Raw genomic sequence first — 15,053 nt, 5'->3', positions numbered from 1 at the left:
CTCAGAGCGGTGTCAATTCTCACCGCGACGGCACGCAGGTCCGCACTCGGTGCAGAATCCCGTCGATCACCTGTCGCAACGCCGGTGCTGAACGGTAGGAACGGCCCCGTGGGGGCGAGTAGTCATATGGCCGGCTGGACAGGTCCTAGCTGACCAGAAGCGCCATCACGATCTCGTCGTCCTCAAGGTCCCCGGTCGGCTGGAAGCCGAACGAGGTGTAGAGGCTGCCGGCGGAAGTGTTGCCTGGGTGGTAAGAGAGACAGATCTGCCGGCACCCCGACAGCGCCGACAGGTGCTCGATCACGGCGCCCAGGGTGGCGCGGCCCACGCCCTTGCCCTGTTCGGCCGCGCCCACCACCATGCCGCCGATCCAGTGGGCGTCGTGATCGTCGTCGTACGCCCACATGACGTGGCCCACGATGTCATCACCGGCGCGGACGCCGAGGGACGTCCACACCTCGCCGCGCTGGGAGAGCAGGAGATAGCGCGCCGCGAGCGCGGCCACGAACTGGCGCTGCCCGTCGGCGGGCGCCACGTCGGCGACATCACGCCAGTTGTCTTCCGTGATCTCCTCAACCACCACGGCCCGGCCCTGGTGGTCGGTGAACTGCTGCGTCATGCGTTCCTCATATCTGTGCTGGTCAGAGGCGGGTGAGCGTAGCCAGTCACACCGGTGCCCGGGTAGCGATTTTCCGATGTCCACTGTGGCGCCCGGGTGTCGATGAATCCGGGCAGCACGGTGTTGCCCGTACCGTCGATGACCCTGGCTCGGTCGTCAGCCAGGTCCCGGCCCTCCTCAAGGAGCCTGCCGTCGGCGCCGAGGGCGTCGCCCACGAGGTTGCCGGGATCGTCGTCGCGCGTCATCAGGCACGCGCCCTCGGTCAGGATGCGCTCGGTGTTCTGCGGATGTTGTTGGGACACCCATGGCCCTTTCATGTACCGACGAGCCGATCGGGCACCGCGGCGGCAGTGACGCACCCGACGGTCGCCGGCGAGCAAGACACGGACGGGCCAGGGCGGCTGTGGAACCGCTCTCAGGGGGTGCGTGGCGGTTCTACGATGGGTGTCCTCAACGGGCTGACGGTGGTTGACGATGCGCAGAGCCGTGGTCGGGCGGAGATTGAGCAGTTCCTGGGAGCGGGCAAGGCAGGACTGTCTCGCGGGCGATAGCGGTGGGGGTGAGGATCAGCTGGGGGCTGTGATGCCAGCGCTCGATTGCAGTTCGATTTCTGCTGCCGGGAACGGCGCCTGCTTGCTCTCGGTGAACAGGCGACGGAAGAAGGAGTCCACGACGACGGTGGGGCGTGCGTGCCGGTCGATGATGGCGGTGATCTCGGGCGGGATGCTGTCAGGTCGTCGGCCCGCGATCCAATCGTGGAGGAAGACTGCGCGCTCGGTGGCGCCGCGCAGCCCGTCGAGCACGTGGTACTGGAGCAGATGGCTCGCGGTGTAGCAGCGGTCGTACGCGAGGTGGTCCGCGAGGAAGGTGGACTCGTTGGCCGTGAGGTCGAAGTGGGAGCTCAGGGCGAGTCCGAAGTCAGCGAAGTAGAGTTGGCGGCCGTCAGTCAGGACGTTGTCGAAGTGCGCATCGAAGTGGACGAGTCCGCGAGAGCTCATGAAGGCAACTCCCTCCATCAAAGCTTCCTCCACCCAGCGAAAGCGCGAGCCGTCCAGACGGTCCGGCACGCTGCTGTTGCGGTGGTCGGCCAGCCAGCCGGCGAGTGTGTGTGGCACGTGCTCCAGGAAGACCACCAGGCTGCACGAGGCGCGGCCGATGGCTTCCAGCCGGTCACGAACGGCGGGTGACCCCTCCCAGTGCGCAACGGCCCCCTCCAGGCCCCCGAACTCGTCGGTGAATCCTTCGGGAGGTGAGTCGGGCAGAACCCGCCAGTGGTACATCAGGGGGAATCCTGGATGTTCACCGCCGAGAACCCAGTTCGTGGTCATGGTGTGCACGGCAAGTTCCCGCCAGGCACCGAACCCGGCAGAGCCCACCCCGTACTGGTAGAACACCGGCAGCTCGAAGACGTTCGCAGTCGACCGCACATTCTCCGGGCGCACTTCGACGTCCGTCAAAGGGATCCGCTTGACGAAGACGCGCGTTCCATTGACGTCCATCTCTGCCGACCTGCCACCGATGCCCGACCCGAGCGGGGTAGCGGCCGCCACGACCTCTCCGAGTCGGTGGTCACTCAGCAACGAGAGCCGGGTACTCACGGTCCCGTAACCAGCCAGACGCTGGGCGCGCAGCACATCCTGGTCAGGCATCGACCACTCCTCGCTGCCCGAACCAGGGCTTCGGCAATCCCGTGTGTGGAACCGACCTTACGTAGGGTCATAGGCCCGATCCCACGGCCCATACCGCTCAGGCAGATCACGCCAGGGCGCCCCGGTCCGAGTCTGCCACGGTATGCCATCGGTCAACTGCCGGCGGGTCCAGGTCCGCGGCGGCCGGCCAGGTCCGGCCCCGGCGGCCAGGAGTCGTCAGCACGGGTGGGATGATCCTGCTGCCAGTTCTACGTGGGGAGGCGGAGTGGACGATCAGCTGAAGCACGATCACTCAGGTTGGGACGAGGTCGTGCTCGCGGCCCGCGAGCGCGCCCGCGCTCGGCAGGCCCTCATGGTCGAACGCTTTGGACTGTCGGGTGACGTGCAGTACCAATGGTCTATGGACGATGCACAGATCACGTGGTCGCGAGACGGGAAGGTCTTCCTCACCGGCCGACTCACGATGATCGGCAGCGTCAGTTTCTCCCAGCAGTCCTGGCTGTGGTCCTGGGCGAACGAGTCATTGCCGGCGGCAGTCCTGGGGGACATCACGTTCGTCCGGCAGTTCGGCGAGGAGAACGACTACCCCGTCCTGTCACGGCCAGGCTTCAAATACGACCCTGAGCTCGTCGCCGAGGCTCGGATGGTCGCGGCCTCTGTGCTCGATGCCGAAGGGCTATGGGCGGAATCCATGGACGACGTGCAACTCCACTTTCTGGTTCATGACTTGGTCCTCACCGCTGAACGACTGTGACAGGCTCCGAAATGCCGAAACTTGCCGGTGCTGGCTATCAGGTGGTGTTGTCGTCCTACGGCTGGAACTCGTTGCGATCCTAGGTCGCCGCGCAGGACGACTGTCATCGGCGACTTCCCTCTGTACGATCCGGGGCCGAGGTGTTGGGATCCTCGGTCACTTCGGAGGACGACCGGCGCTATGGAGAGAATGAATGGGACTGGGAATTCATGTCAAGGGCCTCGGAGGGCAGCCCCTCGGCTTCTTCACTGATGACCCCGACGATTCCTTCCGCAAGATGTGCCACCGAGCGCCAGACAGTAGTCTTCGGCGCGGCGTCATGCAGTACGGGGACACTATGTTTAACTCGTACCAACTGCACCGTCTCGTGGCGGAACTGGAAGCCCTCCCCGAGGACGAAGTGACCCCAGTAATTCAACAGGTGCGGGACTCTTCCTGCCTAGCCATCCAAAAGTCAGGCTGGCTCTACATTGTTGGTGACTGACACCCCCCAGTGATTCGGCTTGTCGAAGTTCAGGCCGAGCTCGCCCATAGATTCCTCTCGGTACGATATGACCAGATGCCACCGGAACCGCATGAGGAAGCGACATTCCTGCGGGTCGCGGTCGTTCGTGAGGCGATCATGAGTGATCTTCTTGACGCGACGCCGCTGCCCATCATCACGAAATCCGTTGTTGATGTCAGTCAGGGTCACGTCCGAACAGTAGCGACCGCGTTCGTCTAGCTTTTCCACGAGATCGGGAGCTGTTTGTCGCCCAATTCGGGAGGCACCCCGAAGTCGACCAAGTCAATGTTCACGAGTTCGGAAGGCCCCCGCCGCTGACCTGATGGGCACTTGCATTCCGGACTCCGGACTCCGGACTCCGGACTCCGGACTCCGGACTCCGGGCGTTGTGAGCCGTGCTGCCGAGATCGTCACCAGCTGCAACCAGGGTGGCGACTCAGCCTGCATCCAGGAACCTGCCTACACATCCGCATCGGTGGGGGTACCGTCCCGCTCTGGAAGCAGTTCGGGCATCCCCTCCACCAGCACCACGATGCCGACTACCTCACCGACCTCGGAACGGCCGACCCACACCGGGTGGGTACCGTCCCCAGACGTCGCGAAGGACATGAGCTCGCCGCCGGAAGCCTCGTCCCACGTGCGCTGCATGAACATGGAACCGTCGTCGATGTCCTCGTACCCGACCAGGTCCGACTCCCTCCTGATCAGCCCCCGCTCGAAGAGCGCGACGAGCGGCTCCCAGGCCGCGGCGTCGGCGAAGCAGCCGGTGGCGCCGTCGGTGTCGAAGCCGGCTATCTGCTGCTCGGTGAACAGCCGGGGATCGTCGTCCGGCCCTAGGGCCATCTCCCAGGTCGCTGCGGGAGTGTCGCTGACGAGCAGGCGGACGGCCGTGGGTTCCGTGGTCGTGACCTCGGCGTCCCGCCACTCGCAGTGGTAGCTGAAGCGGACCCGCGCCTCGTCGAGTACGTGCTTCCCAGGCAGGATGGGGACCGTGATGTGCGGCCCGTCGCCGTGGTCGACGTCCGGGCCGGAGACGGCGAGCAGCCCGCTGGGTACGCGCAGGGTGCCGACCCGGTGTGGTTCCACGACGGTCATCTCGGGGTGGTACCCGTCGGTCACGCGCGCTCCGGGCCGGAACAACTCGTTGATCGGCCCGGGCTGCGCGGGGCGCGGCGAACGCCAGCAGGTCGCGGGGGCGGCTGCGTCACCTGGCTCGGCCACCTCAGCCGCTTCGAAGGCCGGCGCCTCAAGGACCCCGTGCACCTGGGCCGAGAGCAGCGGCCACTCCCCGAAGGCGGGGCGGTCCATCCAGCGCTCGTCGTCCCGGAGTCCGGGCGAGGTGGTGTAGGAGTCCCCATCCTGCCCCCGCCGTTCCTCCGTCCGTCGGCCCCGCCCGTCCGGGAAGAGGTCCACGGTGATGCGTGGGCACGCCTTGTCGAATTCCGCCATCTCTGGGCCCGTGTAGTACCAGCCGACGGAGTACCGGCGCAGCAGCCGTGACGGGTCGTCCAGCAGCCGCATGTCCAGGTTGTAGGTGCGGCGGCCCTGGGCGTCGTAGACCCACAATCCGACGTAGTGGTCCTGCCAGGAGACGAGCCGGACTTCCAGCGGAGCCTCCCGGCCCGGCTCCCGGTACACCACCACGTATGGAAGCCCGGCGGCATCCCGCTTCCGGGCCTCCTCGGCGGATGTCGGCCGCCAGGGCGCACAAGCCTCCAGGTCCCACGCCTGCGCGTAACCCACCTCGACGACCATTGCCGCTCCTCCTCCTGCAACCTGCCTTGGTTCTCTGCTGAGCTGCAAGGTAGCCGCTGCTCGTGACAACGGCCCTTTCTGAACCTGGCCGCGGTCACCCGCATCGAGGTAAGCCGCCGGCCGCTGTCGGTCCATCACGAACTGACCGGCACCCGCCTCTTCTTCACCACCCGTACCGAAGACAAGGAAGTGCCTTCAGCAAGCTGACCGGCAATTGCATCCGCACCGCGGCCGCCAAGCTCGGCCTGCCGCACCTGGCCGAAGTCGTCAACGAGTACTCCCGGCGGGCTGACGAGGCCAAGACGGGCTGCCTCGACTTCCTCGACCTGGTGCTGTCCGAAGAACTCGCGGTCCGTGACGACCGCCGCTTCCGCCAAGGCTTCGGGCTCGGTGCACGCACAGTTGCTGGGAGGCGTGGTGGGGCCCCTCGATCGCGCATGATGGCCGGCTGGCAGCGGCAGGCGCTCCGTCGACATGGTCGGATGGGCTACGGGGTCGAGCTCGGCGGCATCTGCCATGGGGCCGGACTTCGAGAAGACCAGCCGCGACCTCTGGTCGTCACCGGCAACCGTGCCGGGAAACCGCGCCGGGCGCTTTGATCAGCCGGTCATCCGCGGGCGCTGCGTTCAGTCCGTGCGAGCGGGGATCTCCCTTCTTCCCATCTCCTCAGTGGACGCTGCGGCTGCCACAGCCGGACGACGAACCGCAGGGTCTGGAGTTGCAGTCGGAAGTTGGTGCTCGCGCTGAGAGTGCGTTGATCAGCTCGGGGTTGTGGCGCCGGCGCCTAACTGCCGCTCGATCTCCGTGGTGGGGAACGGAGGCTGCTTGCTCTCGGTGATCATGCGGTGGAAGAGGGAGACCACGACGAGGATAGGGCGTAGGTGCCGGTCGATGATGGCCGTGATCTCGGGCGGGATGTGGTCAGGTCGTCGGCCCGCGATCCAGTCGTGCAGGAAAGCTCCGCGTTCCGCGTCACCGCGCACCTCGTCAAGCACGTGGTATTGGAGCAGGTGGCTCGCGGTGTAGCAGCGGTCGTACGCGCGAGGTGGTCCGCGAGGAAGTCGGTCAACGGCGCCCACCTCGTCCCGCTCGTCCGCGCGGGAGCCCGTTTCGAACGCGGCCAGCTCGTCGAACGCCCTGAGATCATGGCGGTGTGACGATGACTCCCGAGCACTCGCGGATCGACGCGGAACTCCAGATCGACGACATCCGGGGCACCGAGGAGGACAGGGCAACCGTTGTCGTGCGGTGCATCCGAGGACCGGTCCGCCTCGGGGCGCGCTTCCACCGCATCCGCGGCACTGCGGTCTCGATCGACCTGGAGCTGGCGGAGATCCTCTTCTACGGGCGTCCGGTCGACGAACTCGATCCCTCCCACACCGCCCTCGTGACCCTCCATGGAGCGGGAACGCCTCTCCTCGTCTCAGGAAACAAGGCTCACGGCTGGAAGGTCATCCAGGGCGCAAACCCCTCGTCGTGACTCTGCCCGCCCACAGGTTTTGACAATTGCTCCTGCCGCCCGTGGCCAGGCTTCAACGACGACCCCGAGCTCGTCGCCGAGGATCGGATGGTCGCGGCCTCCCTGCTCGATGCCGAAGGGCTATGGGCGGAATCCATGAACGACGTACAACTTTGCCTTCTGGTCCATGACGTGGTCCTCACCTCTGAACGGCGGTGACAGGCTCCGAGATGCCGAAACTCGCCGGTGCTGGCTATCAGGCAGCGTTGAACATCAAACCGAGCGACGGCGCGGGCGAATGGCCGGGGGATGCGGAATGGCGGCGCGGCCTGGCGGGTGCTCCTCGATTGCGCGGCGGCAGCAGGATGCTGCGCGGAGACTGCGGGCATGCGCAGCGGTGAGGCGCCCGGGCCGGTGTCTCGGGGCCGGCCTTCCCACGGATGGGCTGGCAGGGTGCGCGCGTTCGCGCAGTTACTCGGACAGGCGCCGGGTGTGTGGTCGGTCGGGAGCTCCGCGAGCCGGTGCGCCCAGCGAACCCTTCCACCGACGTCAGCTAGCCACGTGCGGCGGCCTCTGGCACGCCCCCTCATTGGGCTCACGCGAGATCGACCGGTGCTGGGGGCCGTCGTTGAAAGATCTTGCCAAGAGGGTGCAGGAGCTGCGCATGATGTGTTGGTGGGACATCTGTCTGTCGACGTGCGTGCTTCGTATCGGCTGTTCGCCTTCTACTTGGCGAACGGCACCATCGACCTTGACCTGCTCGACGGGTTCGACTACCAGTCGACTGTCTTTCACTCAGGCTCATCGTTGGAGCAGGTCTTTGCGATCTACGGCAATGTGCTGCAGGTCGACGAGAACGGCATGGTGCTGAATGACGGAGATGCGCAGTACAGGGTCGCCCAGTGGATTCGGGCGCGCTGCGACCCGAGTTACCGGGTCGAGCCGCCGTTCGAAGCTTGGGAGATGGAACTCCATCTCTAAGGACTGGGTGCACGTCGTCGTGGTGCGCGTCGACCGCGCGAAGCTGACCACGAACGACCCTGCCACGCGGGAATCCCGCTGCGCCTTCAGGGGTGTTCACGAGTGGCGACGGCCTGGTGCGCTCAGGAAGATCGTCTCCCGTCCTGAGGTAGATCTCTGGCGGACAGGGTGACACGGTGGCGTGGGAGATCGACTTCGACTACCCGTACCGTGATTTCGTCGCCCTCGCGCACGATCTGGCTTGGGTGCTCGACGGGCTCGTGACGGAACTCGGTGTTGTGGACGAGGCCCTCGACGCCGTCGGCGATGCGGACGAAGGCTCCGAACGGAACCAGCTTGGTGACCAGCCCGGTTGTGATGGTGCCTACCTGGTCCGTGAAGGGAACGAGTGGGTTCTCCTGGAGAGCCTTCAGCGACAGCTGAACCTGTCCACGCCGGGTGTCTACGTCGATGATCTCGCCCTTGACCCGCTGGCCCGCAGTGACGACGTCTGCGGGATGGTCGAGCCACTCCCAGCTCAGTTCGGGGATCCTGATGAACCCGGTGCACTGATTGACCGGTTCGCCGTCAAGGTTCACGAACACACCGAAGTTGTGGACGCTCTGCACCTGGCCTTGATGTGTTGCGCCGCGCCGAAGGCCAAGAAGAAATGCTCGCAGCGCCGGGTCCTCACACGATGAAGCCGAGGCCCAGACGCACTCCTGCTGCCAGTCGATGGCTAGCACTTCGAAGGTGAGCCGCTGCCCGATGCTCACAGCCTCGGACGGATGCTTGATCGCTTTGCGGGTCAGATCGTCACGCGGGATACACCCCACTGCTTGCCCGGGGCCGGAGAACCCGTCCAGTTCGACGAGCACCTCCCGGTCCTCGACACTCATGACGCGTCCGGTACGGACTTGACCGGTTCGTACGGTGCTCAGGAATTCCTTCAGGGTTTCGCTCGGCAGAGGTTCGGTCACAACCATGACTCTAGGTCAGGGGGTACTACGGGCCTTGCCCCTGAAGCTGGTGATCCTCGTGCTCAGCCCATGAACACACCAAACGGGAGCTTCAACGCCGTCCCGCTGGAAGCTCTTCCCAGACGCCAGCATCGCCGAATTCGACCGCCTTCGTCGTGCGGCAGCTGAGATCGATCGCGTTCACGAATCGGGGAAGCCCCCAGCTCTGAGAGCAGTTCCCGCAGCACGTCACGTTCCCGGAACGGGCCGGGGCCGGCACGACGCGTCGGCCGATACGGCACGTCGCCCAGCCGGATCCGCTTGAATTCCCAGCTGAACTGGAGGGCAGCTGGGCCCGGACTATCTTCGGTTGGCATGCTCTGACCCTACGGCGCTGGTGGTCGCCCTCCGCGGCGACCGAGGATCGCATAGTCGCGCCGACCGGTCGGGATCCTGCGGTGGGCCGGGGGCAGGGGATTGCCACGGCCCGTCACCCGGCCCTGGACGTGCTGGGCCTCGCGCTGCACCACGGCAACGTCGTCGGCGCCGCCTTGGTGCGCGCCGTCCTGGCCGGCGTCGCCGGGCGCGGGACGGCGGGGGACGGCGGCGGGGGACGACGCTGCGTCTGGCGGCGCGCTGGGCCCGAGGTGTTGCGCGCGTGGCGCGGACACGCGAGTGGGCCATCGCGGTGGAGGGGCTGCTGGCCCGCGCCGTTGACGACGAGTACGCCGGCCACCTGTCGATGCGGGCCGTCGCCGAGCGTGCGGCCTTCACCGAGGGGCGGCCGTGGACGGGGATCCTGCCGGCGCCGAAGCGACGATGGCGGCCGCGCCGGCCCACGAGGAGGAGCTGCGTCAGCAGATCACCGAGGGGCCACGGATGCGGAGTCCCACGCTGCCACGGGGCTCGCGTGGTCGCTGTCCGCCCCGCCCAGCGGCGGGCCGGTACGCTGCCGGGCGTGGACGGCGAGAATGGCGGTGGAGCGGTGGCGTTGGAGCGGCTGATGGCGCTGGCCGTCTCCCTGCGGCGGATGAACGGCGAGATCAACCGGCTGACAGACGCCTTCGCGACGGCTCATGGACTGCATACGACGGATGTGAGCGCGCTCGCCGCGGTTTTGGACGCTGAGGAGCCGGTCACCCCGGGGATGCTGCGGACGCGACTGGGGCTGACGTCCGGAGCGGTGACCGCCTGTCTGGACCGGCTGGAGCGCGCCGGTCACATTCGCCGTACCCGGGACGAGGTGGACCGGCGGGTGGTCCGTGTCGAGTACGTGGATGAGGCACGGCTGGCCGCGCGGGCCTTCTTCCGCCCTCTCGCGGTGGCGGGGGAGCGCGCGCGAGGCCGGTTCGAGGACGAGGAACTCGACGTGGTGCTGCGGTTCCTGGCCGCATTCAGCGAGGAACTGGCCCGCCTGGAGGAGCCCCCGCGCCCAGTGGTGTGACGGAGGACGGGGTGGGTGCAGTCGAAGACATGGGCACTGCCTACGATCTGAATATCTCAATCCATCAAGATAATTGGTCTGTCAGTCGCCCCGCCGAGACAGCGGATGTGTCCTCCATGCCCCACACTGCCCGCCCCGCCCCACCCTCCCGCGCCGCCCGCCTGCTGATCCCGCTCCTCCTCCTCACCGCCTGGTTGGGCGTCGGCGGGATGCTCGGGCCGTACGCGGGAAAGCTCGGCGAGGTCGCCACCAACGACCAGGCGGCGTTCCTCCCCCGTAGCGCCGAGTCCACCCAGGTCATCGATGTGCAGGACGACTTCCGGCAGAGCGACGCCGTGCCGCTCGTCATCGTGTGGACCGCGCACGACGACGGCCCACTGCCGAAGACGGCACGCGCCGACAGCGCAGACGCCCTGGAAGGCATCGACGGCTCACCCCTGCTCGCCGGGTCCCCGTCCCCGGCCCTCGCCTCGGCCGACGGCCGCGCCCTGCAGGCGGTGGTGCCGCTGCGGACCGATCTCGACGACGGCCTGGCGGACGCGCTGAACGACGTCGAGGCAGCGGCCCGGACCGTGCCGGGAACAACCGTCCACCTCGCGGGCCCGGCGGCTGCCCAGGCGGACCTCAAGAACGCGTTCTCCGGGATCGACGGTCTGCTGCTGGGCGTGGCCCTAGCGACGGTGCTCGTCATCCTGCTCCTGGTCTACCGCAGCGTCCTGCTGCCGCTGCTGATCATCGTGGCCGCCGTGTTCGCGCTCGCCCTCGCCTGCGCGGTGGTGTACGCGCTAGCCGAACGGGGGACCGTGCGGGTCGACGGTCAGGTGCAGGGAATCCTGTCGATCCTGGTGATCGGAGCGGCCACGGACTACGCGCTGCTCCTGACAGCCAGGTACCGCGAGGAATTGGAGCGGAGGGACGATCGAACGGTGGCGATGCGGGCCGCCCTGCGCCGCTCGGCCGGCCCGGTGCTGGCCAGCGCGGCCACCGTGGCGCTGGGACTGCTCGCGCTCCTGCTGAGCGATCTCACCAACAACCGGGCGCTGGGGCCCGTCGGGGCCATCGGTATCGTCTGCGCGGTCGCGGCGGCACTCACCTTCCTCCCCGCCGCGCTCGTCCTCCTCGGCCGCGCCGCCTACTGGCCCGCGCGGCCCCACCGCAACGACCTGGAAGCGGCGACAGGGTCGCACCGGATCTGGCGCCGGGTCGCCGACCTGGTGGACCGGGCACCCCGCCGCGTCTGGGCCGTGACCCTGGCGGCGCTGCTCGCCTGCGCGGCGTTCGCCCCGAACCTGACCTCGCGCGGGGTGCCGTTGGACGAGACCTTCGTCGGCGACGCGCCTTCCGTGACTGCGCAGGCCGTACTCGGCGAGCACTTCCCGGGCGGCTCAGGTAGCCCTGCCGTGGTGGTCGCGCGCGCCGATGCCCTGGAACCGGTCGTCGCCGCCGCCCGACGGGTGCCAGGCGTCGCCTCCGCCCTCCCGACGACCGCCAGTGGTGCCCCCGACGGTTCGCCTCTGATCGCCGAGGGCCGGGTACGGCTCGACGTCACTCTGGCCGACCCCGCCGACAGCGAAGCGGCCGAACAGACTGTGACCGCGCTACGGGAGGCCGTCCACGCGGTACCCGGCGCCGACGCGCTGGTGGGCGGGGTCACCGCCCAGCGGATCGACACCCAGCGGACGGCGGCGGCCGATCGGGCCTTGATCGTACCGGTCGTCCTGGCGATCATCCTGGTCATCCTCACGGCGCTGCTGCGCTCCCTGCTGATGCCGCTGCTCCTGGTGGCGACGGTCGCGTTGAACTTCTTCGCCACCCTCGGGGTCGCGTCCCTGGTCTTCACCCACCTCCTGGGCTTCACCGGCACGGACGCCTCGGTCCCGCTGTACGGATTCGTCTTCCTAGTGGCGCTCGGGGTGGACTACAACATCTTCCTGATGTCCCGGGTCCGTGAGGAGTCGATCCGCCTCGGCACGCGGGAGGGACTGCGCCGCGGACTGGTGGCGACCGGTGGGGTGATCACCTCCGCCGGGGTGGTCCTGGCAGCGACGTTCGCGGCACTGGGGGTGATCCCGCTGGCGTTCCTGATCCAGATCGCCTTCATCGTGGCGTTCGGCGTTCTCCTGGACACCCTCGTGGTCCGCTCCCTGCTGGTCCCCGCCCTGGTGCGAAGCCTGGGCGAGCGCGCTTGGTGGCCCGGTGGCCCGGCCCGCTTCCGCCGCCCCAAGCCGTAGGGGCCTGCCCAGTACCCGACGGGGCGCCGGCATCGCACCGGCCACGGCCCGGCCCCCGACGGGCTGAGGGAATCGCCCGCCCCCAGAAGGACTACGGGGCAGCCGGGCCGTGCGAGTCGTGCGGCCCCCGGCTCCAGCACGAAGTCCTCGCGCGCTGGCGGCCTCATGGAGCGTCCGACCGCCCGCCGGATCGTGACCGCACCGCAGCGTTCTGCCCTCGTCAGCGTCCTGGCCTTCGGCGATGTCGACCAGGAGTAGTCCCTCGTTCTGGAGGAGCTGACCCACGAGCAGGTGATCGACCGGCGGGCCCGCGCCGCCCACGACCCCAGGTGGTGTTCGACCACATCGCCCGGTACGGCGAATCCTCAGCCCGGCGCCTGTTCCGCAACCAGTTGGTTGACCAGGCCAGCGCCTCTCCGGGCCCGGGCACCTCGACCTCGGCTACCTCCCCCGGGGCGGGCTGGGTCCCGGTGCTGACAGCATTCGGTGGTGGTGAGTCTGGTGTCAGGGCTGTGCTTCTGGTGGGTGGTGTGGGGTGTTGGGTCATGTGTGGTGGTCTTCGTCGTGCCAGAGGGGTTGGTGGTTGACGTGTAGGTCGAGGATTTCGGGTCGGGCGTAGTGGCCGCGTGAGTCGACCCAGACTTTGACGGTGTTGAGGTCGTCGAGGTTGATGGTGGCGGTGACGAGTTTTTCTTCCGGGCCGGTGTGTGGTCCTGCGAGGTGTTGGGTGAAGGGGTGGATCACTGCTGACCAGCCGCCGCCCGCGGTGATGTGTTGCTGTGGGCCGAGGGCGGATTCCATCCACTCCAGACATGTCTGGTCGACTGGGTTGCTCGCCGAGATTACGAAGGCTTGGGCGGTGAGTGCGTGCGTTTTCATCATGGCGTCGATTTGGGTGTCGGCGACGGCTTCGAAGCCTGCCATGGTGGAGAGCCCTGGCCAGGCTGCTGCGTGGATCTGCTGTCCCTGGGTGATGAGGGCTTGCCGGGCCAGGTTCATGGTGTGTTCCCAGCAGATCAGTCCGCCGATCGGGCCGAGTGTGCTGTTGAGTACTCGTAGTGTGGCTCCGCCGCCTTGGGCCCATACGATGCGTTCGGCGTAGGTGGGCTGGAGCTTGCGGTGCACTCCGAGCAGGGCCCCGTCGGGGTCGATGAAGACTTGGCTGTTGAAGCAGGTGCGGGTGCCTTCGAGGCGTTCGCTGACGCCGAGGACCACGGCGGTGCCGGCCTGACGGCAGGCCGACCGGATCCGGGAGATCTCGGGCCCCGGCACCTCGATGGACGCCCCGGCGTAGGCGGCGTTCGCGGCCTGTTGGTCCAGCGGGGCGTACGCCTCGATCCAGTACGGGTAGCCGGGCACGAAGGTCTCCGGGAACACCAGCAGCTCCACGCCGTCCCGACCAGCCTGTTCGATGAGCGCGATGGCTTTGTCGACCGTCGCTTCGGTGTCCATGAAGACCGGTGCGGCATGGACCGCCGCGACCGTGCGTTCCCTCGTGGCGGGAGCGAGAGAGGGCAAGGCTTCCTCCTTGGCAGCGGCGCCAATCGGCGGGTCCGATGGGCGAACTCGTCGGCGAATGGCAGATGAACGCAGCGACGTCCAGGTGCTCGGCGCCTGGACATGACCGGTCTCACCGTACTGTCCGCGGGCGCTTCGGCCGCGCGGCTGCGGCCGGAACGGAGCTGATCGCGCGCAGCCTTTGAAGGGTTCGAAGGCGGTCCGACGGCGGTCGCGGGGAATCACTGGGGCGGTTGGGTGGGGGCACGTGCTGGTTTAACTGGTCTAGGGGTTCGGAGCGGGTTGGGTGATTGCCGCTGTGGTCTGTCGGGCCGAGGTTTGCTCGGTGCCGACGCCACCGGTGACTAGGGTCTGTTGGGGAAGTACTTGGAGTGGGGTTATATCGTGCTGGTGGCCTGATCTGACGTGCAAGGTGCGTTCGGCTGTGGCTGCACTTTTTGTGGGTGGTCGGTCACCGTTTTGGTGGGGGAGTTTCGGTGCGCACATGCGTACGCACTCCTTGCTGGCTGAACAGGATGAGGAGTTCTACCGCACCGCCATCGGCGCTGCCGAGCCAGTGAGGTTGTGATGTGTCGAATTCGGCTGCTTCGCCGGACGGCAGCGTCAGATCACGCTCGCCGATCACGAGTCGCAGGCGCCCGGTGAGGACGTAGAGCCATTCGAAGCCTTCGTGGGTTTGTGGGGTTGGTTCGAGTGGTTTCGGTGAGGCGGGAATGATCATTTTGAATGCGTGCACTCCGCCCGGTCGTCGGGATAGCGGTACGAACGTCATTCCGAATCGTTTGATGGGCTTGAGATGGATTCGGGGGTCGCCTGTGCGGGGGGCTCCGACGAGATCGTCCAGCGGAACGTCGTAGATACGGGCCAGGGGGAGTAGGAGTTCAAGGCTCGGGCGGCGTAGTCCGCTTTCCAGCCGGGACAGGGTGCTCTCCGATACGCCGGTCGTTGCTGCGAGTTCGGCGAGGGTGATGCCTCGGTCGCGGCGTAGGGCGCGTAGGCGGGGCCCTACTGCGTCGAGTACGTCGTCGTTCGTTACGTGTTCCATCGGACCATCTTGCCGTATCCGCAAGATTTCGTGCCAGGTCATGGCGTCCTTGGCAAGACTGAACGCACGGCCGGACGGCTCGGCCCCAGCACCTGTGGGGCTCCTGCCCGCCTACTGGGAAACCGGCCGACACCCATGCCACGTCGGCACCTTCC

14 protein-coding genes and 2 pseudogenes are annotated in these 15,053 nt (G+C 67.5%); 6 read left to right on the top strand and 10 right to left on the bottom strand.

Annotation, left to right across the window (positions count from 1 at the left end):
- Positions 1-145: 145 nt before the first annotated feature.
- The 4 genes and pseudogenes from ACH4E8_RS19765 to ACH4E8_RS19750 all read right to left on the bottom strand — a co-directional run.
- Positions 146-619, bottom strand: a complete 474-nt coding sequence (locus tag ACH4E8_RS19765) for a GNAT family N-acetyltransferase (protein ID WP_398449861.1) — start codon at positions 617-619, stop codon at positions 146-148.
- A complete protein-coding gene (locus ACH4E8_RS19760; RefSeq protein ID WP_398449859.1) occupies positions 616-921 on the bottom strand; it encodes a hypothetical protein in 306 nt (101 codons plus the stop codon). Before ACH4E8_RS19760 ends, ACH4E8_RS19765 begins: the two co-directional genes overlap by 4 nt.
- A gap of 264 nt (positions 922-1,185) precedes the next feature.
- Positions 1,186-2,268 carry a protein kinase family protein gene (locus ACH4E8_RS19755; RefSeq protein ID WP_398449857.1) on the bottom strand — a complete coding sequence of 361 codons (1,083 nt, stop codon included), beginning with the start codon at positions 2,266-2,268 and terminating at the stop codon, positions 1,186-1,188.
- Between the two features lie 66 nt (positions 2,269-2,334).
- A pseudogene (locus ACH4E8_RS19750) lies at positions 2,335-2,478 on the bottom strand (transposase); the annotation flags it as partial.
- A 55-nt stretch (positions 2,479-2,533) separates the two neighbouring features.
- Between ACH4E8_RS19750 and ACH4E8_RS19745 the strand changes: the two are divergent.
- On the top strand, positions 2,534-3,022 hold the full coding sequence (locus tag ACH4E8_RS19745; protein ID WP_398449855.1) for a DUF6882 domain-containing protein: 489 nt from the start codon (positions 2,534-2,536) through the stop codon (positions 3,020-3,022).
- A 454-nt stretch (positions 3,023-3,476) separates the two neighbouring features.
- Here the strand turns inward: ACH4E8_RS19745 and ACH4E8_RS19740 are convergent, their stop codons facing one another.
- Together ACH4E8_RS19740 and ACH4E8_RS19735 are read right to left on the bottom strand one after the other, a co-directional pair.
- Positions 3,477-3,716, bottom strand: a complete 240-nt coding sequence (locus ACH4E8_RS19740) for a hypothetical protein (protein WP_398449853.1) — start codon at positions 3,714-3,716, stop codon at positions 3,477-3,479.
- Between the two features lie 270 nt (positions 3,717-3,986).
- Positions 3,987-5,282, bottom strand: a complete 1,296-nt coding sequence (locus ACH4E8_RS19735) for a DUF4241 domain-containing protein (protein WP_398449851.1) — start codon at positions 5,280-5,282, stop codon at positions 3,987-3,989.
- Positions 5,283-5,485: 203 nt separating this feature from the next.
- On the opposite strand from ACH4E8_RS19735, the pseudogene ACH4E8_RS19730 reads away from it, so the two are divergent.
- A pseudogene (locus ACH4E8_RS19730) lies at positions 5,486-5,671 on the top strand (ATP-binding protein); the annotation flags it as partial.
- 369 nt (positions 5,672-6,040) lie between these two features.
- Here ACH4E8_RS19730 and ACH4E8_RS19725 read toward each other — a convergent pair.
- Positions 6,041-6,277 (bottom strand): hypothetical protein, encoded by a 237-nt coding sequence (locus tag ACH4E8_RS19725; RefSeq protein WP_398449849.1) that lies wholly within the window; start codon positions 6,275-6,277, stop codon positions 6,041-6,043.
- A gap of 158 nt (positions 6,278-6,435) precedes the next feature.
- Between ACH4E8_RS19725 and ACH4E8_RS19720 the strand changes: the two genes are divergently transcribed.
- Both ACH4E8_RS19720 and ACH4E8_RS19715 read left to right on the top strand, forming a co-directional pair.
- Positions 6,436-6,762: a hypothetical protein gene (locus tag ACH4E8_RS19720; RefSeq protein ID WP_398449848.1), complete on the top strand. Its 327-nt coding sequence runs from the start codon at positions 6,436-6,438 to the stop codon at positions 6,760-6,762.
- A gap of 654 nt (positions 6,763-7,416) precedes the next feature.
- Positions 7,417-7,722, top strand: coding sequence for a hypothetical protein (locus tag ACH4E8_RS19715; protein ID WP_398449846.1), 306 nt, complete (start codon positions 7,417-7,419; stop codon positions 7,720-7,722).
- A gap of 122 nt (positions 7,723-7,844) precedes the next feature.
- Here ACH4E8_RS19715 and ACH4E8_RS19710 read toward each other — a convergent pair whose 3' ends face one another.
- Positions 7,845-8,687: a S1 RNA-binding domain-containing protein gene (locus ACH4E8_RS19710; protein WP_398449844.1), complete on the bottom strand. Its 843-nt coding sequence runs from the start codon at positions 8,685-8,687 to the stop codon at positions 7,845-7,847.
- Between the two features lie 922 nt (positions 8,688-9,609).
- Here ACH4E8_RS19710 and ACH4E8_RS19705 point away from each other — a divergent pair.
- Positions 9,610-10,104 (top strand): MarR family winged helix-turn-helix transcriptional regulator, encoded by a 495-nt coding sequence (locus tag ACH4E8_RS19705; RefSeq protein ID WP_398450295.1) that lies wholly within the window; start codon positions 9,610-9,612, stop codon positions 10,102-10,104.
- A 116-nt stretch (positions 10,105-10,220) separates the two neighbouring features.
- Positions 10,221-12,335, top strand: a complete 2,115-nt coding sequence (locus tag ACH4E8_RS19700) for an MMPL family transporter (protein ID WP_398449842.1) — start codon at positions 10,221-10,223, stop codon at positions 12,333-12,335.
- Positions 12,336-12,878: 543 nt separating this feature from the next.
- Here the strand turns inward: ACH4E8_RS19700 and ACH4E8_RS19695 are convergent.
- Entirely contained in the window at positions 12,879-14,078 is a 1,200-nt protein-coding gene (locus ACH4E8_RS19695; RefSeq protein ID WP_398449840.1) for a carbon-nitrogen hydrolase family protein, read from the bottom strand.
- Positions 14,079-14,304: 226 nt separating this feature from the next.
- The gene (locus ACH4E8_RS19690) at positions 14,305-14,940 is read right to left on the bottom strand and encodes a helix-turn-helix domain-containing protein (protein ID WP_398449838.1); all 636 of its coding nucleotides are present in this window, start codon (positions 14,938-14,940) and stop codon (positions 14,305-14,307) included.
- Between the last annotated feature and the right edge of the window lie 113 nt (positions 14,941-15,053).

Origin of the sequence: Streptomyces sp. NPDC017979, from assembly GCF_044328175.1 — a bacterium.
Classification (GTDB): domain Bacteria; phylum Actinomycetota; class Actinomycetes; order Streptomycetales; family Streptomycetaceae; genus Streptomyces.
Note: the sequence above shows the minus strand (reverse complement) of the source record. Positions and strands in the feature narration are given on the sequence as shown.